At 73.4% G+C, this 19,861-nt stretch carries 15 protein-coding genes; 5 read left to right on the top strand and 10 right to left on the bottom strand.

Annotated features, from left to right (window positions below; genetic code table 11):
- Window positions 1-11: 11 nt before the first annotated feature.
- Entirely contained in the window at window positions 12-869 is an 858-nt protein-coding gene (locus tag ACXNSR_RS38240; protein WP_458643503.1) for an EamA family transporter, read from the bottom strand.
- 73 nt (window positions 870-942) lie between these two features.
- Between ACXNSR_RS38240 and ACXNSR_RS38235 the strand changes: the two genes are divergently transcribed.
- Window positions 943-1,791 (top strand): MurR/RpiR family transcriptional regulator, encoded by an 849-nt coding sequence (locus tag ACXNSR_RS38235; RefSeq protein ID WP_458639935.1) that lies wholly within the window; start codon window positions 943-945, stop codon window positions 1,789-1,791.
- Between the two features lie 49 nt (window positions 1,792-1,840).
- Here ACXNSR_RS38235 and ACXNSR_RS38230 read toward each other — a convergent pair whose 3' ends face one another.
- From ACXNSR_RS38230 to ACXNSR_RS38220, 3 genes are all read right to left on the bottom strand, one after another.
- Complete coding sequence (locus ACXNSR_RS38230; RefSeq protein ID WP_458639934.1) at window positions 1,841-3,241, bottom strand: M1 family metallopeptidase; 1,401 nt, start codon at window positions 3,239-3,241, stop codon at window positions 1,841-1,843.
- A gap of 106 nt (window positions 3,242-3,347) precedes the next feature.
- Window positions 3,348-7,259, bottom strand: coding sequence for a Pls/PosA family non-ribosomal peptide synthetase (locus tag ACXNSR_RS38225; RefSeq protein WP_458639933.1), 3,912 nt, complete (start codon window positions 7,257-7,259; stop codon window positions 3,348-3,350).
- Between the two features lie 196 nt (window positions 7,260-7,455).
- The gene (locus ACXNSR_RS38220; RefSeq protein WP_458639932.1) at window positions 7,456-7,866 is read right to left on the bottom strand and encodes a Fur family transcriptional regulator; all 411 of its coding nucleotides are present in this window, start codon (window positions 7,864-7,866) and stop codon (window positions 7,456-7,458) included.
- Window positions 7,867-8,258: 392 nt separating this feature from the next.
- On the opposite strand from ACXNSR_RS38220, the gene katG reads away from it, so the two are divergent.
- Complete coding sequence (katG, locus tag ACXNSR_RS38215; protein WP_458639931.1) at window positions 8,259-10,490, top strand: catalase/peroxidase HPI; 2,232 nt, start codon at window positions 8,259-8,261, stop codon at window positions 10,488-10,490.
- A 19-nt stretch (window positions 10,491-10,509) separates the two neighbouring features.
- Here katG and ACXNSR_RS38210 read toward each other — a convergent pair whose 3' ends face one another.
- The 5 genes from ACXNSR_RS38210 to ACXNSR_RS38190 form a co-directional block, all read right to left on the bottom strand.
- Window positions 10,510-11,472, bottom strand: coding sequence for an alpha/beta fold hydrolase (locus ACXNSR_RS38210; RefSeq protein ID WP_458639930.1), 963 nt, complete (start codon window positions 11,470-11,472; stop codon window positions 10,510-10,512).
- A 107-nt stretch (window positions 11,473-11,579) separates the two neighbouring features.
- Entirely contained in the window at window positions 11,580-11,966 is a 387-nt protein-coding gene (locus ACXNSR_RS38205) for a hypothetical protein (protein WP_458639929.1), read from the bottom strand.
- A 126-nt stretch (window positions 11,967-12,092) separates the two neighbouring features.
- Complete coding sequence (locus ACXNSR_RS38200) at window positions 12,093-12,518, bottom strand: secondary thiamine-phosphate synthase enzyme YjbQ (protein WP_458639928.1); 426 nt, start codon at window positions 12,516-12,518, stop codon at window positions 12,093-12,095.
- A 66-nt stretch (window positions 12,519-12,584) separates the two neighbouring features.
- The gene (locus ACXNSR_RS38195; protein ID WP_458639927.1) at window positions 12,585-13,412 is read right to left on the bottom strand and encodes a PaaX family transcriptional regulator; all 828 of its coding nucleotides are present in this window, start codon (window positions 13,410-13,412) and stop codon (window positions 12,585-12,587) included.
- A gap of 84 nt (window positions 13,413-13,496) precedes the next feature.
- On the bottom strand, window positions 13,497-14,846 hold the full coding sequence (locus ACXNSR_RS38190; RefSeq protein WP_458639926.1) for a phytase: 1,350 nt from the start codon (window positions 14,844-14,846) through the stop codon (window positions 13,497-13,499).
- Window positions 14,847-15,175: 329 nt separating this feature from the next.
- Between ACXNSR_RS38190 and ACXNSR_RS38185 the strand changes: the two genes are divergently transcribed.
- The 3 genes from ACXNSR_RS38185 (at window position 15,176) to ACXNSR_RS38175 (ending at window position 18,857) form a co-directional block, all read left to right on the top strand.
- Window positions 15,176-16,567, top strand: coding sequence for an MFS transporter (locus ACXNSR_RS38185; RefSeq protein ID WP_458643502.1), 1,392 nt, complete (start codon window positions 15,176-15,178; stop codon window positions 16,565-16,567).
- A 125-nt stretch (window positions 16,568-16,692) separates the two neighbouring features.
- Complete coding sequence (locus tag ACXNSR_RS38180; protein WP_458639925.1) at window positions 16,693-17,400, top strand: response regulator transcription factor; 708 nt, start codon at window positions 16,693-16,695, stop codon at window positions 17,398-17,400.
- Window positions 17,397-18,857, top strand: coding sequence for a sensor histidine kinase (locus tag ACXNSR_RS38175; RefSeq protein ID WP_458639924.1), 1,461 nt, complete (start codon window positions 17,397-17,399; stop codon window positions 18,855-18,857). The genes ACXNSR_RS38180 and ACXNSR_RS38175 overlap by 4 nt, the downstream gene beginning before the upstream one ends.
- 4 nt (window positions 18,858-18,861) lie before the next feature.
- On the opposite strand, the gene ACXNSR_RS38170 is transcribed toward ACXNSR_RS38175, so the two are convergent.
- The gene (locus ACXNSR_RS38170; protein WP_458639923.1) at window positions 18,862-19,860 is read right to left on the bottom strand and encodes a TAXI family TRAP transporter solute-binding subunit; all 999 of its coding nucleotides are present in this window, start codon (window positions 19,858-19,860) and stop codon (window positions 18,862-18,864) included.
- Between the last annotated feature and the right edge of the window lies 1 nt (window position 19,861).

Genomic DNA, 19,861 nt, shown 5'->3' with positions numbered 1-19,861 from the left:
ATGCACTGACCTCAGGGGTTGCCCGCGAGCTGGAGGACCGCTATGCCCGCCAGGACGGTGACACTGGCGGCGATGCGCCGGTGGCCGAGGCGTTCGCGGAAGACGGCCGCGCCGATCAGGGCTCCGAAGACGATGCTGGCCTCCCGCAGGGCGGCGATGGTGGAGAGGTCACCCCGGGACTGCGCCCATACGACGAGCCCGTAGGCCAGCAGCGAGAGCAGTCCGCCGACCAGGCCCCGGCCGCACAGCGGACGCAGGGCGGTGAGCAGGGCCGGACCCCGCCGGGCCCAGGCGATGAGCGGGAGGACGAGTCCCTGGCAGAGGAAGAGCCAGGCGATGTAGCCGAAGACGCTGCCGGAGACGCGGACGCCGCTCCCGTCCACGAGGGTGTAGGAGGCGATCATCACGCCGGTGCCGAGCGCGGCGGCCAGCGCGGGCAGTTGGGCGCGGCCGGGGATCCCGTCGGCGAGGGCGAGACCGGCCAGACCGCAGGCGACGACCGCGATGCCGAGGGCTTGGCCGGCGGGCAGCGAGTGGCCGAGCAGCGTGGCGGACACCAGGGCCACCACCACGGGCGAGGTGCCCCGGGCGGTGGGGTACATCTGGCCGAAGTCGCCGAGCTGGTAGGCCCGCAGGAGCAGGAGCTGGTACGCGACCTGCAGTGCGGCGGAGGCGGCGATGTACGGCCAGGCCGCCGGGGCGGGCAGCGGAGCGAGGCATACCAGCACGGCTCCGCAGCCGGCGGAGGCCAGGCTGATGAGGGTGAAGCCGGCCAGTTTGTCCCGCAGACCGTGGGTGAGGCCGTTCCAGGCGGCGTGCAGTACCGCCGAGGCGAGGACGACGGCGGGCACGGCGGCCGCGCCCGTCATGGGCGGCAGGTTTGCGGGCACGGTCGCTCCCCACGAAAGGCTGTGGAATGGATTTCCTTGGTAGCATAGCTTCATGGAAATTCATTCCACAGCGCCGGGCGGACTGGCCGCCCACATCCGGGCCCACCTGTCCGAGCTGCGCGACACCGAGGCCCGGGTGGCACAGGTCGTCCTGGACAAGGGGGCGGAGCTGGTGCACCTCAGCGTCAGCGACGTCGCGGCGCTGGCCGGCACCGCGCCGTCCACCGTCGTACGGGCCTGCCAGCGCCTCGGGTTCCGCGGGTACCAGGAGCTGAAGATCGCCGCCGCCCGGCAGGCGCCCGCGCAGGAGCCCTCCCAGGACCGGGACCCGGCTGCCCGCGCCCTGGCCGACACGGTCCGCGCCGCCCGGGAGGCGCTGGACGGGGTGGCGGCGACGGTGACCCCCGAGCAGTTGCGCACGGCGGCCGGGATGGTCGACACGGCCGGCCGGGTGCTGGTGGTCGGCGCGGGGCTGTCCGGCGCGGTCGCGCTGGACACCGCCTACCGGCTGCGCGCGCTGGGCTGCGCGGTCGACGCACCGGCCGACCCGCTGACCGCACAGCTGGCGGCCTCACAGCTGACATCCGCCGATGCCTGCCTGGCCATCAGCCACACGGGAGCCACCCGCAGCACCGTGGACGCCGCCCGGGGCGCGCGGCGGTCCGGGGCCCGGGTCGTCGCCCTCACGAGCTACGCCCGCTCCCCGCTGAGCGAGTCCAGCGACTGCACCCTGGTGGCGGGCGGCCAAGACCTCGTGTTCGGACTCGAGACCGTCGCCAGCCGGCTGGCCCACCTCACCGTGATCGACGCCCTCACCCTCACCCTGCTGGGGGTGCGCGGCGCCCCGGCCGAGGCGGCGCTGCGCCTGTCGGCCGACGTCACGGTCGACCACTCGTACTGAACGGTCCGACCGGTGCGCGCCGCGCGGCCGGAACCCGCCCCTCCTCGACCTAGGCCTTGCCGCGGCCGCCCTTGGGGGCGCCGTTCGTCGGCGGGTAGCCGGGCCGCGCCGGTATCGGGGGGCGCGGCGGGGCCGGCAGGGGCGGGAGAGCCGGTTCGTGGAGCCAGGCGGTGAGCAGGCCGTCCAGCGGCTCGTCCGCGTAGCGGGACACGTGCTGGGTGAGGGCCGGCGTGGACACCACCCCGTGGCGGTGCACCGTGGCCCAGTCCCGCAGCATGCGGAAGAACGCGCTGTCGCCCAGCGCGCAGCGGATCGCGTGCACGGTGAGGCCGCCGCGCTGGTACAGGCGGTCGTCGAACATCAGCTTGCGGCCGGGGTCGGCCAGTCGCAGGTCCTGCGGCTGCCCGGACAGCAGCCGGTGTGCGGCGGCCGCCAGCTCGTGCGCGGTGCGGCCGCCGGAGCGTTCCGACCAAAGCCATTCGGCGTACTTCGCGAATCCCTCGTTCAGCCAGATGTGCCGCCAGTCGGCGATGGTCACGCTGTTGCCGAACCACTGGTGCGCCAGCTCGTGGGCGATGAGGCGTTCCGAACCGCGGACGCCGTCCACGTGGTTGGCACCGAAGGTGGACAGGCCCTGCGCCTCCACGGGGACGTCCAGTTCCTCGTCGGCGACGACCACCACGTACTCGCCGAAGGGGTAGGGGCCGAAGAGTTCCTCGAACAGGCGCATCATGGCGGGCTGCCGGGCGAAGTCGCGGGAGAACCGCGCCAGCAGGTGCGCCGGCACGTGGGCGCTCTGGGGGACTCCGCCGAGTCCGGGGTCGCCGAGGAGCACCGTCTGGTACATGCCGATGGACAGGCCGACCAGGTAGCTGGAGGTCGGCGCGGACTGCTCGTAGACCCAGGTGGTGGTGCTGGCCTTCGTGGTGCGCGTGAGCAGCCGGCCGCCGGCCACGACCGCGTACGGGGACGGCGTGTTGACCGAGATGTGGTACGAGGCCTTGTCGGCGGGACGGTCGTTGCACGGGTACCAGGAGGGCGCGCCGACGGGCTGGCTGGCCACGAGCGCGCCGTCGGTCAGTTCCTCCCACCCGAGGCCGCCCCAGGGGCTGCGCACCGGCTTGGGGTTGCCCGCCCAGTGCACCTCCACGGTGAAGGCCGAGCCGGCGGGCAGGGGCTTGGCCGGACGGATGCGGAGTTTGCCGCCGCGGTGGGTGTAGTGCGGTGCCCGGCCGTTCACCAGGACGCGGCCTATTCTGAATTCGGCCAGGTTCAGGTGGAACTCGGTGAGCGGCGCCCGCCCGGCGATCGCGCTCAGCCGGGCCGTGCCCGCGAGCCGGTTGGGGCCCGGACGGTATTCCAGGGCGAGTTCGTACCGGTGCACTCGGTAACGGGAGTCGCCGTTGGCCGGGAAGTACGGGTCCGAAGGCTCTGTTCTCTGGCCGCTCACTGCCGCTTCCGCTCCCTGCGCTGTGCTCGTACGACGTGCTGGTGTGCCGGTGTACCGGTGGTGTGCCGGTACCGTCCTGCTGCCTGCCGCGGCGCGGACGGCCCGGTCAGGACCGCCACGCCTCGATCGGGTTGCCCAGCCAGCGGGTGTCGGCGGGGACGGACTCCCCGGCCATCACGAGGGATGCGGGGCCCAGGGTGCTGCGGGCCCCCACCGTGCTCCCGGGCAGGACGATTCCGCCCGGGCCCAGGGTGGCGCCCTCACGGAGCACCACAGTATCCGTCCTCAAGATCCGGTCGTGGAAGAGGTGTGTCTGCAACACACAGCCGCGGTTCACGCCGACCCCCTCGCCCAGCACGACCAGGTCCGTCTCGGGCAGCCAGTAGCTCTCGCACCACACGCCCCGGCCGATCCGGCCGCCCAGCGCGCGCAGCCACAGCACCAGCACGGGCGTGCCGGGCACCGATCCGGCCAGCCACGGCACGGCCAGGACCTCCACGAAGGTGTCGGCCAGCTCGTTGCGCCACACGAAGCCGCTCCACAGCGGGTGCTCCCCGGTGCGGTGCCGGCCCACCAGCAGCCATTTGGCGGTCACCGCGACCGCGCAGGCGGCCACTCCGGCGGTGAGCAGGACCGCTCCGGACAGGAGCGCGGCTCCCCAGAGGCCGAGGCCGCCGCGCGTGACGAGCGCGCAGAGCGCCGCCGCGGTCAGCACGGCCAGGGCGGCCGAGCAGAACACCGGGACGAGCCGGCACAGCTCCACCAGGCCGCGCGCCCACAGCAGCCGCGCGGGCGGCTCGTACGTCCGGCTCTGGTCGGCGTCCGCGGTGGACCGGGGCAGCCGGACCGGCGGGAGCCCCAGGTAGGAGCTGCCCTTCTTGGCCTTCTTCGGGGTAGCGGACAGGACGCCGACCAGGCCGTCGTCCGGCACGGTGCGGCCCGGGGCGGTCATGCCGGAGTTCCCGAGGAAGGCACGGCGGCCGATCTCGGAGTGTCCGATGCGCATCCAGCCGCCGCCGAGCTCGTAGGGGGCGGTCAGGGTGTCGTCCGCGAGGAAGGCGCCTTCGCCGACGGTGGTGAGGCTGGGCAGGGCGAGCACGGTGGAGACCTCGGCGCCCCGGCCGATCTTCATGCCGAGCAGCCGCAGCCAGACCGGTGTGATCAGCCCGGCGTACAGCGGGAAGAGCGTCTCGCGGGACAGGTCCATCAGCTGGGTGACCGTCCAGGCCTGCCAGCCGACCCTGCTGTGCGTCGGGTGGGTTCCGGTCCGCAGGCCCAGGCTGAGCAGGCGTACGGAGGCCAGCAGCAGGGCCGCGTACGCGAAGCCGAAGGCGAGCGCCGCGGGCACCACGGCGAGCAGCGCTCCGCGCAGGGCTTCGGCGAGTCCGGCGCCGGCGGGTACGAAGCGGCCGGCCACGAGGAGGGCGGGCAGGGCGGCGAGCACGGGCAGGGCCGTGAGCCCGAAGCCGGCCGCCCCGTAGGCGGCCCGCCAGGGCAGTCCGCGCGGCGGGCGTTCCTTCGGCCAGTTGTGCTTGGCCCTGCCGAGCTTCCCGGCGGGTGCGCCGGCCCAGCGCTGGCCGGTCGGGATCTGTCCGACGACGGCGGAGCCGGGGGCCACCTCGGCGCGCTTTCCGACGCGCGCGCCGGGGAAGAGGATGCTGCGGGTGCCGACGACGGCGCCCGCGCCGACCTTGACCGCGCCGATCTCCAGGTGGTCCCCGTCCAGCCAGTGGCCGCAGAGGTCCACCTCGGACTCCACGGCGCAGCCGCGGCCGAGTTTGAGCATGCCCGTGACCGGGGGCAGGGAGTGCAGGTCCACCTCGGGGCCGATCTTGGCGCCGAGGGCCCGGCCGTAGCGTTCCAGCCAGGAACCGGTGAGGGACGTGGCGCCGGCGCATTCGGCCAGCCGCTCGGCCGTCCACAGCCGCAGGTGCACGCTGCCGCCCCGGGGGTGGCGTCCGGCCTGCACGCCGCGCAGCAGGAGGCGGGCGCCGCCGGCCGCGATCGCGAGCCGGCCGGGCGGACTGAAGAGCAGCAGCGCGCCGGCGCCGACCAGCCACCACGAGGCGGTCGGCGCCCACGGGAAGGCGCCGAGGCCGTGCAGCACGTTGCCCAGGGTCAGCAGGACGACCGTCCAGCGCAGGCCCACCAGGGTGAACAGCGGGAGCAGCAGGAACGACTGGACGACCTGGGAGCGCAGCGGGACCGGTGCGACGGTGCGGGCCGCTCCGTCGTCCTGGACGGACTTCTCCAGGTGCCGGGCCAGCTTGCGCAGGGTGGGCTGCTGGTAGATGTCGAGGACGGCGGCGCTCGGGTAGCGGGTGCGCAGCCGGGTGGTGAGCTGGGCGGCGGCGAGGCTGCCGCCGCCGATCGCGAAGAAGTCGTCGGAGGCGCCGGTGACGGTGACCCCGAGGGTCTCGGTCCACTGTTCGGCGAGCCAGGCCTCGGTCCCGTAGAGCTGTTCGGTGGGGCCGGCGGTCTCCAGGTCGGGCAGCGGCCAGGGCAGCGCGTCCCGGTCGACCTTGCCGGAGGTGCGGGTGGGCAGCTCGGCGACGGGCGCGAGGAGCGGGACGAGGGCGGCGGGCAGCTCGGCGCGCAGCCGGGTGACCGCTGCCGCGTGGTCCCAGCCGTCCTGGGTGACGAGGTAGCCGACGAGCAGCTGGTTGCCGCTGCGCGCGGTGCGGACGGCGGCGGCCGCGCCCGCGACGCCGGGCAGGGCCTGGAGCGCGGCGTCCACCTCGCCCAGCTCGATCCGGCGGCCACCGAGCTTGATCTGCTCGTCGGCGCGGCCGAGGAAGACCAGGCCTTCCGGTTCGGCGCGTACGAGGTCGCCGCTGCGGTAGGCGCGCTGCCAGCCGAGGGATTCGAGCGGGGCGTACTTCTCGGCGTCCTTGTCGGGGTCGAGGTAGCGGGCGAGGCCCACGCCGCCGATCACGAGCTGGCCGCTGCCGCCCATGGGGACGGGCTCTCCGGACTCGTCGACGACGGCCAGTTCCCAGCCGTTCAGCGGGAGGCCGATGCGGATCGGCTCCTCGCCGGTCAGGAGGGCGGCGCAGGCGACGACGGTGGCCTCGGTGGGGCCGTAGGTGTTCCAGACCTCGCGGCCCTCGGTGACCAGGCGCTGGGTGAGCTCGGGCGGGCAGGCCTCGCCGCCGAAGATCAGCAGCCGGACCTCGCCCAGGTCCTCGGGCTCCCACAGCGCGGCCAGGGTCGGCACGGTGGAGACCACGGTGATCTCCTGGTCCACGAGCCAGGGGCCGAGGTCGGCGCCGCTGCGCACCTGGGAGCGGGGTACGGGCACGAGGCAGGCGCCGTGGCGCCAGGCCAGCCACATCTCCTCGCAGGAGGCGTCGAAGGCGACGGACAGTCCCGCCATGACGCGGTCGCCGGGGCCGATGGGCTCCTCGGCGAGGAACAGTGCGGCCTCGGCGTCGACGAAGGCGGCGGCGCTGCGGTGGCTGACGGCGACGCCCTTGGGTTTCCCGGTGGAGCCGGAGGTGAAGATGATCCACGCGTCGTGCTCGGGGCCGGGCCGGGAGGCGGCGGCCCGGGCGCCGGGCTCCGCGGCCCGGCCGGAATGGATGCGCTGTCCGCCGCCGAGCACCGCCCGGACCCCGGCCTCGCCGAAGACCAGGTCGGCGCGCTCGTCCGGGTCCTCGGCGTCGACGGGTACGTAGGCGGCTCCGGCGGCGAGGACGGCGAGGACGGCCACGTACAGCTCGGTGGTCCCGGACGGCACGCGGACGCCGACCCGGTCGCCGAGTCCCACTCCGGCGGCCGCGAGGGCCCGGCGCCGGCGCTCGACCTCGGCGGCGAGTGCCCGGTAGGTCAATCGGGTGGTTCCGTCGTCGAGGGCGAGCTCGTCGGGGTGCGTCCGTACGGTGGCCTCGAAGACGTCGACGAGGGTGCGGGTGGGGGCGGCGGGCCCGGCGGTGAACCGGGCGGACTTGCCGGACTCCTCCCACGCCTCCCCGTCGTCGAGCAGAGTGAGTTCACCGCGCTCAGGTGTGACTGCCATCGGCCCTCGCGTCTCGTTCCCGGCAGCATCCGGGTCGCGGGCGGAGCCCGGGTCTGCCCAGGTTGTTCCGGCCCAGCGCCAAACAACCCACCAGTCTAGTGCGGTATCAAGGATTTTCTTGTTGAAGCCTTGTGCGTGGCTGGGAAAGGACGGTATTGCGGCTGCCGAACCGGAACGGCCGGCCCACGGCGCGTCCCTACGCGCAGTCCGGGCACAGGCCGCGGTAGGTGACCTCGACCCCGGACACGGTGAAGCCGAAGCGTTCGTCCGCCGGGAGGCCGGTCAGGGGGTCGTCCGTCGGGTGGACGTCGCGGATGAGGCCGCAGGCGGAGCACACCAGGTGCTGGTGCGGGTGGCGCGCGTTGGGGTCGTAGCGCTTCGCCCGGCCGTCGGTCGTGACCTCCACGACCTCGCCGAGGGCCACCAGCTCGCCGAGGGCGTTGTAGACCGTAGCCCGGGAGATCTCCGGCAGCCGCTGGGCCGCACGCGCGTGCACCTCGTCCGCCGTGAGGTGCACGTGGTCACCGTCGAGGACCTCCGCCACCACGCGCCGCTGGGACGTCATCCGCCAGCCACGCCCGCGCAAACGCTTCAGCAGGTCACTCATATCGGCCCACCTATTCAGGTTCGACGGGGTGCCCCGAAGTTTATCGGCGGACATCCGGAATCCGGTCGAATGTGGACCTGGTGTCCTTCTTGACTTGGATTCTGTCCATCGTAGGATCGGTTTCGTAGATAGCCAAGAGACAGGAAGACTCCAGAGCGGCAGGTGACAAAAGCGTGACGGATCACCGCCGAGGAGCTGCCCGGTGCCGGCACGTGCGCACCGGCCGCCGGCGTCCCACTGCGCGCAACCGTCCGGGACGGTGACCTCTCGGCGTCGAGGCGATCGACGAGGCCGAGCCCATTGGAGCGGGGCCCCGCGCCCCGGCTGTTCCATCGCATTCAGTCGCATTCAGTTCCTGAACACCGTGATCCGCCTGGTACGGAAGGATTCCCATGTCTGAGAACCATGATGCAATCGTCACGGACGCCAAGTCGGAGGGTGGGGACGGCTGTCCGGTGGCGCACGGACGAGCCCCGCACCCGACCCAGGGCGGCGGAAACCGCCAGTGGTGGCCCGAACGGCTCAACCTGAAGATCCTCGCCAAGAACCCGGCCGTCGCGAACCCCCTCGGGGAGGAGTTCGACTACGCCGCGGCGTTCAAGACCCTCGATCTCCCCGCCGTCAAGCGGGACATCGCCGACGTGCTGACCACCTCCCAGGACTGGTGGCCCGCCGACTTCGGCCACTACGGTCCGTTCATGATCCGCATGGCCTGGCACAGCGCGGGCACCTACCGGATCAGCGACGGCCGCGGCGGTGCCGGGGCCGGCCAGCAGCGTTTCGCCCCCCTCAACAGCTGGCCGGACAACGGCAACCTCGACAAGGCGCGCCGTCTGCTGTGGCCGGTCAAGCAGAAGTACGGCCGCAGCCTCTCCTGGGCCGACCTCATGATCCTCACCGGCAACGTGGCGCTGGAGTCGATGGGCTTCCAGACCTTCGGCTTCGGTGGCGGCCGCCCGGACGTCTGGGAGCCCGACGAGGACGTCTACTGGGGCCCCGAGACCACCTGGCTCGAGGACGAGCGCTACACCGGCGACCGCGAGCTGGAGAACCCGCTCGGCGCGGTCCAGATGGGCCTCATCTACGTCAACCCGGAGGGCCCGAACGGCAACCCCGACCCGATCGCCGCGGCGCGGGACATCCGTGAGACCTTCCGCCGGATGGCGATGAACGACGAGGAGACGGTGGCCCTGATCGCGGGCGGCCACACCTTCGGCAAGACCCACGGCGCGGGCCCGGCGGAGAGCGTCGGCGCCGACCCCGAGGCCGCCCCGATGGAGGCGCAGGGGCTGGGCTGGAGCAACTCCTTCGGCACCGGCAAGGGCGGCGACGCGATCACCAGCGGGCTCGAGGGGGTCTGGACCAACACCCCGACCACCTGGGACAACACCTTCTTCGAGATCCTGTTCGGCTACGACTGGGAGCTGTTCAAGAGCCCCGCCGGGGCGTTCCAGTGGCGGCCGAAGGACGGCGCCGGGGCGGGTACCGTGCCCGATGCCCACGACCCGTCCAGGACCCACGCCCCGACGATGCTGACGACCGACCTGTCACTGCGGGTCGACCCGGCCTACGAGCAGATCTCCCGGCGCTTCCTCGCGAACCCCGCCGAGTTCGCCGACGCGTTCGCGCGTGCGTGGTTCAAGCTGACCCACCGTGACATGGGCCCGGTCGTACGCTACCTCGGCCCGGAGGTCCCGGCCGAGACGCTGCTGTGGCAGGACCCGCTCCCCCCGGTGACGCACGAGCTCGTCGACGCCGCCGATGTCGCGGTGCTCAAGCGGCAGGTCCGCGACTCGGGCCTGACGGTGTCCCAGCTCGTCTCGGCCGCGTGGGCCTCGGCCTCGTCCTTCCGCGGCAGCGACAAGCGCGGCGGAGCCAACGGCGGCCGGATCCGCCTCCAGCCGCAGAGCGGGTGGGAGGTCAACGACCCGGACCAGCTGGCCGGGGTGCTGCGCACCCTGACCGGGATCCAGGAGTCCTTCAACTCCGCCCAGAGCGGCGGCAAGCGGATCTCGCTCGCTGACCTGGTCGTGCTGGCCGGCGCGGCCGCCGTCGAACAGGCCGCCACGGACGGCGGGTTCGCCGTGCAGGTGCCCTTCACCCCGGGCCGCGCGGACGCGGCGCAGGAGCAGACGGACGTGGAGTCGTTCGCCGCGCTGGAGCCGGCCGCCGACGGCTTCCGCAACTACCTCGGCAAGGGCAACCGGCTGCCGGCCGAGTACCTGCTGCTCGACCGGGCGAACCTGCTGACCCTCAGCGCCCCCGAGATGACGGTGCTGGTCGGCGGCCTGCGCGTGCTGGGCGCGAACCACCGGCAGACGTCGCACGGTGTCTTCACCGCGACCCCCGGGGCCCTGACGAACGACTTCTTCGTCAACCTGCTCGACCTGGGCACGACGTGGTCGGCGACCTCCGAGGACGGGAACACGTTCGAGGGCCGCGACGCGGCCACGGGCCGGGTCAGGTGGACCGGCACCCGCGCCGACCTCGTCTTCGGGTCGAACTCGGAGCTGCGCGCCCTCGCCGAGGTCTACGCGAGCGACGACGCGAAGGAGAAGTTCGTGAAGGACTTCGTCGCGGCGTGGGACAAGGTGATGAACCTCGACCGGTTCGACCTGGCCTGATCGTGGCGTCCGGGCCGGGCTACGGTTCCGCGTGGACTCGGCCCACGACGAGCCGGACGGCGCCGATCGTCAGGTCGGGATCGTGCACCTGCACGTAGTGGTCGCTCCCGGTGGCCAGGAAGTGCGGGGTCTGGGACCCCAGGTCCACCAGTTTCTGCTGGACCTGGGGCCAGGCGCGCTCGAGGGTGTCCAGGAGAACCTTCGGGGTCCCGGGCGGGGCGGCGAAGGGTTCCGTCTTGCTGAGGACGGCCATGGGAACCGCGGGCAGGGGGCGCGCCGCGGTGACGGAATCGATCGAGCCGTCGATGTCCACCCTCTCGAAGGCGGGTTGCGCGTCGAAGGGCGTGCCGGGGCGGTCGAGCAGCTCGCGGTATGCGGCCCACCGCGCGCCGAAGAGGGCCCGGATGTCCGTACCGAAGGCGTCGACGAAGACCAGCCCCGCCGTCTTCCCGGGGTGCCGCTGGGCGTACAGCCGGGTGATCATCCCGCCGAAGGAGTGGCCGACCAGCACGTAGGGGCCCGGCAGGTGTGCGGAGGTCAGCAGTGCGTCGAGGTCGTCGGCCATCGCGGTGAGGGAGCGGGTGCCGCGGACCGGCGTGCTGCGGGTGGTGAGTGCCGGTGGGTCGGTGTACCGGACGGTTCCGGGCCGGTCGTAGACGCAGACCCGGGTGAACTCCGCGACGCCGGGAAACACCGCCGGGGATTTCGGTACCGGCGGCCGGGTGTCGGTGAAGGTCCAGGTGTCGGAGGAATCGTGCAGCCCGGACTCCAGGAGGACGAGCGGGCTGCCGCTGCCCTTGCAGCTGAGGTAGATCTTCCGGCCCCCGCCCACCTCGACCTGGCCGGAGAAGTCGCCGGTGGCCGGGACGGAGGTGGGCGCGGGCGGTGAACCGCGCAGAGCCGAGGGGCCGCCGCACCCCGCGACGGCGGCCAGTGCCACCGCGGCCGCCACGACGGGCAGGAGCGGAATTCGGTGTCGCATCGGCTCTCCGGGTCCCTCGTCGGCGCCCCTCCCCCGATCATCCGGCAGGAGGGGCCGCGCGCCCGGCATTGCCGGACGGGAAGTCGCGGCTCCTCGCTGCCGGGCCGCTACGCCCCGCCGGCGGCCACCAGGGCCATCTCCCGCTCCACGGAGCCGAGTTCCTCCTTCCGGTCCATGCGGACGAGCTGCTCCCGGTAACGGTCCAGCGCCTTGATGAGCAGGAGGTCCCTGCTCGGCTCCATGGTGTACATGCGGCGCGCGGCGGCGACGGCCTCGGCCCGCAGGGCCAGGGCGGTCCCGGGCAGATGCGCGAAGTCCTGACGGCTGTATTCGTACAACGCCTCGGCGAGCAGCGGCAGATAGGCCAGCGGACTCACCTGGACGAGCACGCGGTAGGCGGCGACCTCCTGCCGGGCCGGCAGGGTCTGTGATCCGAGGAGGGCGACCCGGGCTCGGAGTACGGCGTCGTGACTGGCGTGCGCTGAGTAAGTCATGACGGTGATTCTGAAAGCCGCACAGGGGTCCGAACAAGGGCAATCCGCTGTGCTCTCGGTCCTACGAAAATGGCCTCTGACCTGTCATGATTGATACGTCTTCACCCCTGCGACCCGGGGGGCGGGTCAGCAGCCGAAGAAGGACAGGCGGACCTGCCGGCGGGGGTTGTCCCGGTTGGTGTCCACGAGGGTGACGGACTGCCAGGTTCCGAGCTCCAGCAGACCGTCGATCACGGGCAGCGTCGCGTGCGGCGCGACGATCGCCGGAAGCACGTGGTCCCGGCCGTGGCCGGGGGAACCGTGCCGGTGCCGCCAGCGGTCATCGGCGGGCAGCAGGGACGCCAGGGCCTTCAGGAGGTCCTCGTCGCTGCCCGCTCCCGTCTCGATGACGGCGAGTCCGGCGGTCGCGTGCGGCGTGAAGATGTTGAGCAGTCCGCTGCGGCCCCGCGCCACCTCCCCGAGGAACGACGCGCAGGCGTCGGTCAGGTCGTGGACGGTCTCCCGGTCACCGGTCGTCACGTCGATGGTGCGCGAGGCGAAGATGTCGGCCATGACGGCATCCTCGCGCCCGGCCGCCCCGCCGGCGCGCAACCCGGCCGACGGCGGGGGTCGGGGCGGTCAGGCCTCGGCCAGGCCGGTGACCTCCTGCACGTGGCGCAGGCTGGGCGGGGCGAGCACCTCGTTCAGCTGCTGGAAGATCTGCCGCGCGGCGACCGCGTTCCAGTCCGCGGGGAGCAGCTCGGCGGGCAGTCCGGGGTCGAGGTAGGGCAGGCGGCGCCACTGGGTGAGCATCGGGACGTAGTGGCGGAAGGCCTCGGCGCCGTCGATGGCGCTCCGCTCGGTCAGTCCCTCGGCGACGGGGCCGTAGGCCTCGGTGAATCCGGCGTACTGCTCCTCGATGGCCGGGAAGTCCCACCACGAGCTGACCGTGCCGGGCAGGTCGCTGAAGGCCGCGTATTCGGCGGCGAACAGGTGCACGTACTCGCTGAGCCCGAGCCGGACGAGCATGTCGCGGGCGTCGCCGAGGAGGCGGCCGGGCGCCAGCCACACGCCCGGGGCGATGTTCCCGAAGCCCAGCCAGGTCAGCCGGGTGCGCAGCTGGTAGCGGTAGGAGCGCTCGGACTCCGGTACGGAGAAGACGGCCATGGCCCAGCCGTCGCTCAGCTCCGCCGGTTCCAGGCTGCCGAAGATGCGCCGGTCGCCCTCGTCGAAGACGGGCTGCGCGCCCGGGCTGAGCCGGTACCCGGTGGCGCCCCGGCGTTCCGGTTCGAGGACGCCCTTCTTCTTGAGCCGGGAGATGGCCGAGCGGGCCGCCGGACCGTCCACGTCCAGCTCGGCCATCAGGGTGATCAGGTCCGCGACGGAGATCCATCCGCCGAGGCGTCTCAGGAATGCCCCGTAGACCGTGTTGATCAACGAGCTGGGCCTGAGGGGACTGTCCGCCATGATCACCTTCCGTCGTGTGCGGTGGTGATCCTATCGACCTGGGCGAACCCGGCGCCGCCCAGGTCAGGGTCCCCGGCGGCGGGGTCAGAGGCGTGCGGCCCGCTTCAGCCGGCCCAGGTCCACGAACTTGAAGTCGGTGTCCGTACGGGCCTCGCCGTCGGCTCCGGCGGTCCGGGGGGTGTTGTGGCCGTCCTGGACGACCAGCAGGCCGTTCGGGAACCTCTTGCCCAGCGGCGCGCTCGTGACGGCGGCGCCGTCGCACTCCTGCGAACCGTCCGGCGAACCGGGCAGCGCGCCGTCACCGACGCGGAAGCCGCGGACGTACGGGTTGCCGTGCTCGCGGTCGAAGACGGCGAACGTGTCGTCGCCCTGGCTGGACGCGAGCAGGTAGCCGCCGTGGCCGGGTCGCTTCGGATCGCGCCAGATGGTCAGGCCCTCCACGTCGGCGGCGATGTGCCGGCCGCCGAAGCCGGGGTCCGCGCCCGCGTCGCACTCCTCCGTCCCGGGGTTCCAGGTGCCGGGCACGCCGAAGGAGCGGACCTTCTCGATGAGGCGGGCGGGCGAGCGCAGGTCGGCGTCGAGCTTCCAGATGCCGACGTCCTCCTGACCGGCGTAGAGGTCACCGGTGTCGGGATCGACGACCATGCCCTCGACCTGGGGCAGCTCGCCCGGTTCGGCGCACGGTGCCCAGCTCTTGCCGTTCGGCAGGGTGAAGGAGGCGGGCAGCGAGGTGGTGCGGACGGTGCGGTAGCCGACCTTGCCCCGGGCGTTCGGCAGCAGTTCGGCCAGTGCGAGGTCGGTGGCGTGGCGCCGGCTGGTGACCGCGTACGAGCGGCCGCTGCGGCGGTCGGTGTAGGCGGCGAGGCCGTAGGCGGTGCGCTGGTCGTTGACCTCGTCCTGACCGGCGGAGAAGACCCGCGGGGCGGCCGCCTCGTCGGTGACGTCGACCAGCGGGGCGGCGGGCCGCTTCGGGTCGATCCGGTAGACGCGCAGCTGGTCGCGGCCGCGGTCGGAGACGACGGCAACGTCGTGGCGGCCGTCCGGGAAGCGAAGGCCGGTGATCAGGTCGACGTTGTTGAAGCGCCCGGGCTTGTCGCCGTCCCTCGGCGGCGCGGGCGCGGGCAGGGCCTGCACCTGGCGTCCGTCCAGGTCGTAGACGCGCAGGCCGCCCTCCTTGGCGGTGGCGATGACCAGACTGGCGTCGGGGTCCTTGGCGTTGCGCCAGATCGCCGGGTCGTCGGCGTTCGCGTTGCCGCCGGCCTCGTCGTCGAAGAGGGAGGGCGTCTCGACGGAGGCCGTCACCCGGGGCAGCCACGGTGGGGCGCCGCCGCGGTCCTCCTGGGCGTGCGCCGGTCCGGCGATCACACCCAGGGCCACCGCGGCCGCCGCGGCCGCGGCCACGGCCGGGGTCCGCCTGCTCGGGATCACGCGCATCTTGCCTCCTGTCGAGGGGGTACGGGACGGGCCGGCCGCGTGTCGGCCGGGGTCCTCCGGCGTCCCGCGACGGGCCGCCCCCACCGTGGGCCACGTTCGGGTGACGACCGTGGAGCAGGCGTGACGTGCGCATGACCGGCCGGTGAAATCCGGCGGCTCCGGGGCTTACCCGGGGGCTTTCTTAGCGGAACGTTAGATCTGCGTGGCGGACCTTGTCCGGGTGCGGCGGCCGCCGCATGCTCTGGACACTCCCCCACCGCCGGGGCCCCGTTCCACCATCCCTCATCAGGGAACTTCCCTCTGGAGCCGCCATGTCCCCGTCCGTCGTCATGCCCGCGTCGCCGCCCGGGGACGAGCGCAGGAAGCGCCGTCTCGCCCTGGTCGGCGGCTCGCTCGGCAATCTCGTCGAGTGGTACGACTGGTTCGTCTACGCCAGCTTCGCGATCTATTTCGCCGACTCCTTCTTCCCCGGCGACAACCCGACCACCCAGCTGATGAACACGGCGGGGATCTTCGCCGTCGGCTTCCTGATGCGTCCCGTCGGCGGGTGGATCCTGGGCCGTGCCGCCGACCGGCACGGGCGCAAGAGCGCGCTCACCCTCACCGTCACCATGATGTCGGTGGCCGCCCTGCTGATCGCCGTTGCCCCGACCTACGACCAGGCCGGATACTTCGGCGCCCTGGTACTGCTGCTCGCCCGGCTGCTGCAGGGGATGAGCATCGGCGGCGAGTACGCGGCCAGCGCCACCTACCTGACCGAGGCGTCGGCCCGGAACCGGCGCGGGCTCGGCTCGTCCTTCCAGTACGTGTCCATGACCTGCGGCCAGCTGCTCGGACTGGGCGCTCTGATCACCCTTCAGCACACCCTGACCACGGCCCAGCTGGAGAGCTGGGGCTGGCGGCTCCCGTTCCTCCTCGGGGCGCTCTTCGCGGTGGTCGTCTTCTGGCTGCGGCGCCGGCTGCAGGAGACCGACGCGTTCAAGGAGGAGTCGTCGGCGCCGACGGAGACGGGCGGGGACGCCCACGACGACAGCACGCGCGGCACGCTGAAGGCCCTGTGGCAGTACCGGCGGCAGGCGGGGCTGGTCATGGCGCTCACCCTCGGCGGCACCGTGGCCTACTACACCTACACCACCTACCTCACCAAGTACCTGGTCGGCAGCGCGGGCATGGAGAAGACCACCGCCACGCTCGTCAGCTTCACCGCACTGACCCTCTTCGCCGTGCTGCAGCCCTTCGCCGGCATGCTGTCCGACCGGATCGGCCGCCGGCCCCTGCTGATCACCTTCGCGGTGGGCTGCACCGTCGGCACGTACCCGATCATGACCGCGCTCGGGTCGGCGTCCTCGTACTGGTCGGCGCTCGGACTGTCCCTGCTGGCCCTGGTCATCATCACCGGCTACACGTCCATCAACGCGGCGGTCAAGGCCGAGCTGTTCCCGACCCGGGTGCGCGCGCTGGGCGTGGCGCTGCCGTACGCGATCGCCAACGCCCTGTTCGGCGGCACGGCGGAGTACGTGGCGCTCTGGTTCAAGAACAGTGGGCACGAGACCATGTTCTTCTGGTACGTCTCCGGATGCGCGCTGATCTCCCTCGTCACCTACGTGCTGATGCCGGACACCCGCAACGCCGCGCTCAGCCGCGCCGAGGCCGAGGCCGATGCCGACGGCGAGCCCGGGCAGGAGCGGCCGACGGTCGCACCCGCCGAGGCGGCACGCTGAGCCGACCCGGTGGGGCGGCCCAGTGGGGCGGCCCGGTGAGACGACCCGGTGAACCGGCGCGCCGGCTCCCGTAAGCTGCTGCGCCGGGTCACGGGGCTCCGGTCACAGGTCGCGAGGGATTGTCTATGCACGCGCTTCTCGTCGAGGACGACGACCGGATGGCCCGGGCCCTGGGCACGGCCCTCGCCCAGCGCGGGCACACCGTCCGGCGGGTCGGGCGCGCCCTGGACGCGCTGCGGCACATCCGCGAGGCCGAGTTCGTCCTGCTCGACCTGGGCCTTCCCGACCTGGACGGGCTGGAGCTGCTGCGACGGCTGCGGACCGTGTGCGACGCGCCCCTGATCGTGGTGACCGCGCGCTGCGAGGAGCGCGACATCGTCCAGGGGCTGCGGGCGGGAGCCGACGACTACGTGGTCAAGCCGTTCCGGATGGCCGAGCTGATGGCCCGGATCGACTCCGTACGGCGCCGGACGGACCCGCACCCGGGCCGTTCGGACCCGGCCCCTACCGGGCCCCGGCCCGTGCGCAGCGGCGATGTCGCGGTGGACCTCGCGAGCCGCACCGTCACGGTGGCGGGAGCCGAAGTACGCCTGACGCGGCGCGAGTTCGACGTCCTCGCCTTCCTGGCCGCGCGCCCGGACGAGGTGCATTCCCGCGAGGTGATCCTGGACCGGATCTGGGGTGACGCCTTCCTCGCGGCCTCCCGGTCCCTGGACGTCCACGTGGCGGGCATCCGCGCCAAGACCGGCCGCTCCGGCCTGGTGCGTACGGTCCGGGGGTTCGGGTACCAGCTCGGCTGCCCGGCCCCGGGCGAGCCGGGCGGTGAGCGGTGAGGCGCAGGCTGCTGGCGGTGCTGATGGTGCTCATGGGGGTCGCGGCGCTGCTGCTCTGCGTCCCGCTGGCCGACGCCTACGCGCGCGGGCGCACCGAGCACCTGCTCCTGCAGCGGCGTTCGGAGGCCGTACGGTTCGCCGACCTAGCCGACCGGATGCGTACCGCCGCCGACCGGGCGGAGCTCTCGGCCGAGATCGGCCGCTACGCCCAGCTGTACGGGGCCGGGGTGGTCGTGGTCGACTCCGCGGGGGCGACCGTGGCCCGGGCCGGGACGGGACCGGCGGCCGAGGCCGCCGCGGACGCGGCCTCCGACGCCGGCACCGAGCCCGACGCCGGCACCGAGCCCGCCGCGGGCGGCTCCTCCGAAGGGGCGGATGCCCGTCGCCGTGCCCTCACCGGCCGCTCGACCGACCGGCTGCCCACCCTGCGCCCCTGGGGACCGCGCACCGTGGTGCTGGCCGAGCCGGTGGGCCGGGACGAACGGGTGAGCGGGGCGGTCCTGATGGCCGTGCCCACCGGGGCCGCCCGCCGGGACGTGACCGTCCGCTGGTCGCTCATCGCCGCCGGGGCGTTCGCGGCCTTCGCGGCGGCCGCTCTGGTCGCGGCCGGGATCACGCGCTGGCTGATGCGGCCGGTACTGGACCTGGACCGGGCGGTCGGGCGGCTGACCGCCGGCAGCCTGCAGGCCCGGGCCGTGTCCGACACCGGTCCGCCGGAACTGCGCCGTCTGCGGCAGCACTTCAACACGATGGCGGAGGCGATGGCGGACTCCATCGGCCGCCAGCGCGACTTCGTCGCCGATGCCTCCCACCAGCTGCGCAATCCGCTGGCCACGCTGGTGCTGCAGCTGGAGAACGTCGAGCCGCACGTCGCCCCCGGGCCGGGCCTGGCCGAGCACGGCCGCGCGCTCGACGAGGCGGAACGTCTGGAGGAGCTGCTCGACGGGCTCCTGGCGCTGGCCCGTGTCGAGTCGGGCACGGCGGAGCCGGCCGACGAGGACGTGTCACGGGCGGTACGGGACCGGATGACGGCCTGGGCCCCCGTCTTCCGCGCCGCGGGGGTCGAGCTCGTGTCCACCGGCCTCGCGGAGGACCTGCGGGCACGCGCCCTGCCCGACGCGGCGGGCCGGATCCTCGACGCGCTCCTCGACAACGCAGTGAAGTTCGTTCCGAGCGGCGGCCGCGTCGAGGTGCGTGCCGCGCGGGCAGCCGACGGGAGCGCCGGGGCCGTCGTACGGGTCTCGGACGACGGCCCGGGTGTGCCGCAGGAGCAACTTCCCCTTCTGCTACGCCGCTTCGCGCGCTCCCCGGAGCACCAGAACGTCCCCGGCAGCGGGCTGGGGCTGGCCATCGCCGACGAGATCGCCCGGCTCAGCGGCGGCCGGATCGACGTCCGCTGCAACGATCCGCACGGCCTGGTGGTCGAGCTACGGCTCCCGCGCCCTCCCGCCGGGTGAGGTCTCAGCCGTACACCGCGCGGTAGTAGGCGGCCGCGCCCGGGTGGAGGGGCACCTCGCCGGTGGAGATGGCGAACCGGGGCTCCAGCCGGGCCCCCGCCGTCACCTCCCGCAGCAGGTCGCGCCACCGGTCGAACACCACCCGGAGCAGGTCGCGCACCGCGGACTGCGGTACGTCGGAACGCGCGAGGAGGTAGTTGCCGACCCCGATGGTTCCCACCGGTTCCGTCAGCCCGTACACGCCGGCCGGAAGCGTGACCGCCGTGTAGACGGGGCCGTGGCGCTCCCGCAGCGCTCCGACGTGGTCGTCGAGCGGCAGGAACCGCAGTGGCAGCTCGCGCGCCAGGTCCGCGAGGGCCGGTGTGGGCACCCCTCCGGACCAGAACAGCGCGTCGACCGAGCCCTCGCGCAGTGCGCTCACGGAGGCGGCGAGGCCCAGCTGCCGCTCGTCCGCGGGCACGGGCGCAGGCACGGATGCGGAAGCGAGTGCGGATGCGCCGCTCAGCCCGGCCGCCCGCAGAACCCGCTCCGCCACCACCTGTACCCCCGAACCGGCCGCGCCCGCCGCGACCGGGCGCCCGGCGAGGTCCCGTACCGAGCGCACCGGCCCGCCGGCCGGGACGAGCAGGTGCGTGTAGTTCACGTAGACCCTGGCCAGGGCCGTCGCGGCGGTCGCCCGGGGGAACGGCTCCCGCCCCAGCACGGCGTCCTCGGCCACGTCCGCCATGGCCAGGGCCAGCTCGACGGAACCGTCGTCCAGCTTCCGCAGGTTGTCCACGCTGGCCGCGGTGCTCACCGGGACGATCTCGATCCGGCGGCCGCTCGCGGCGACGGCCCGCGCGAGGACCTGCCCGAACGCGTTGTACGGCCCGCCCTCGGCCCCCGTGGCGAGCCGCAGCCGCCGCACCGGCCCCGAACCCCCCGAGCAACCGGCCGGCACCCCCGCCAGGACTCCGAGGCCGACGCCCATCATCCGCCGGCGGGTCATTTCTGCGCTGGTCACG

This window comes from Streptomyces sp. NC-S4, from assembly GCF_054353315.1.
Note: the sequence above shows the minus strand (reverse complement) of the source record. Positions and strands in the feature narration are given on the sequence as shown.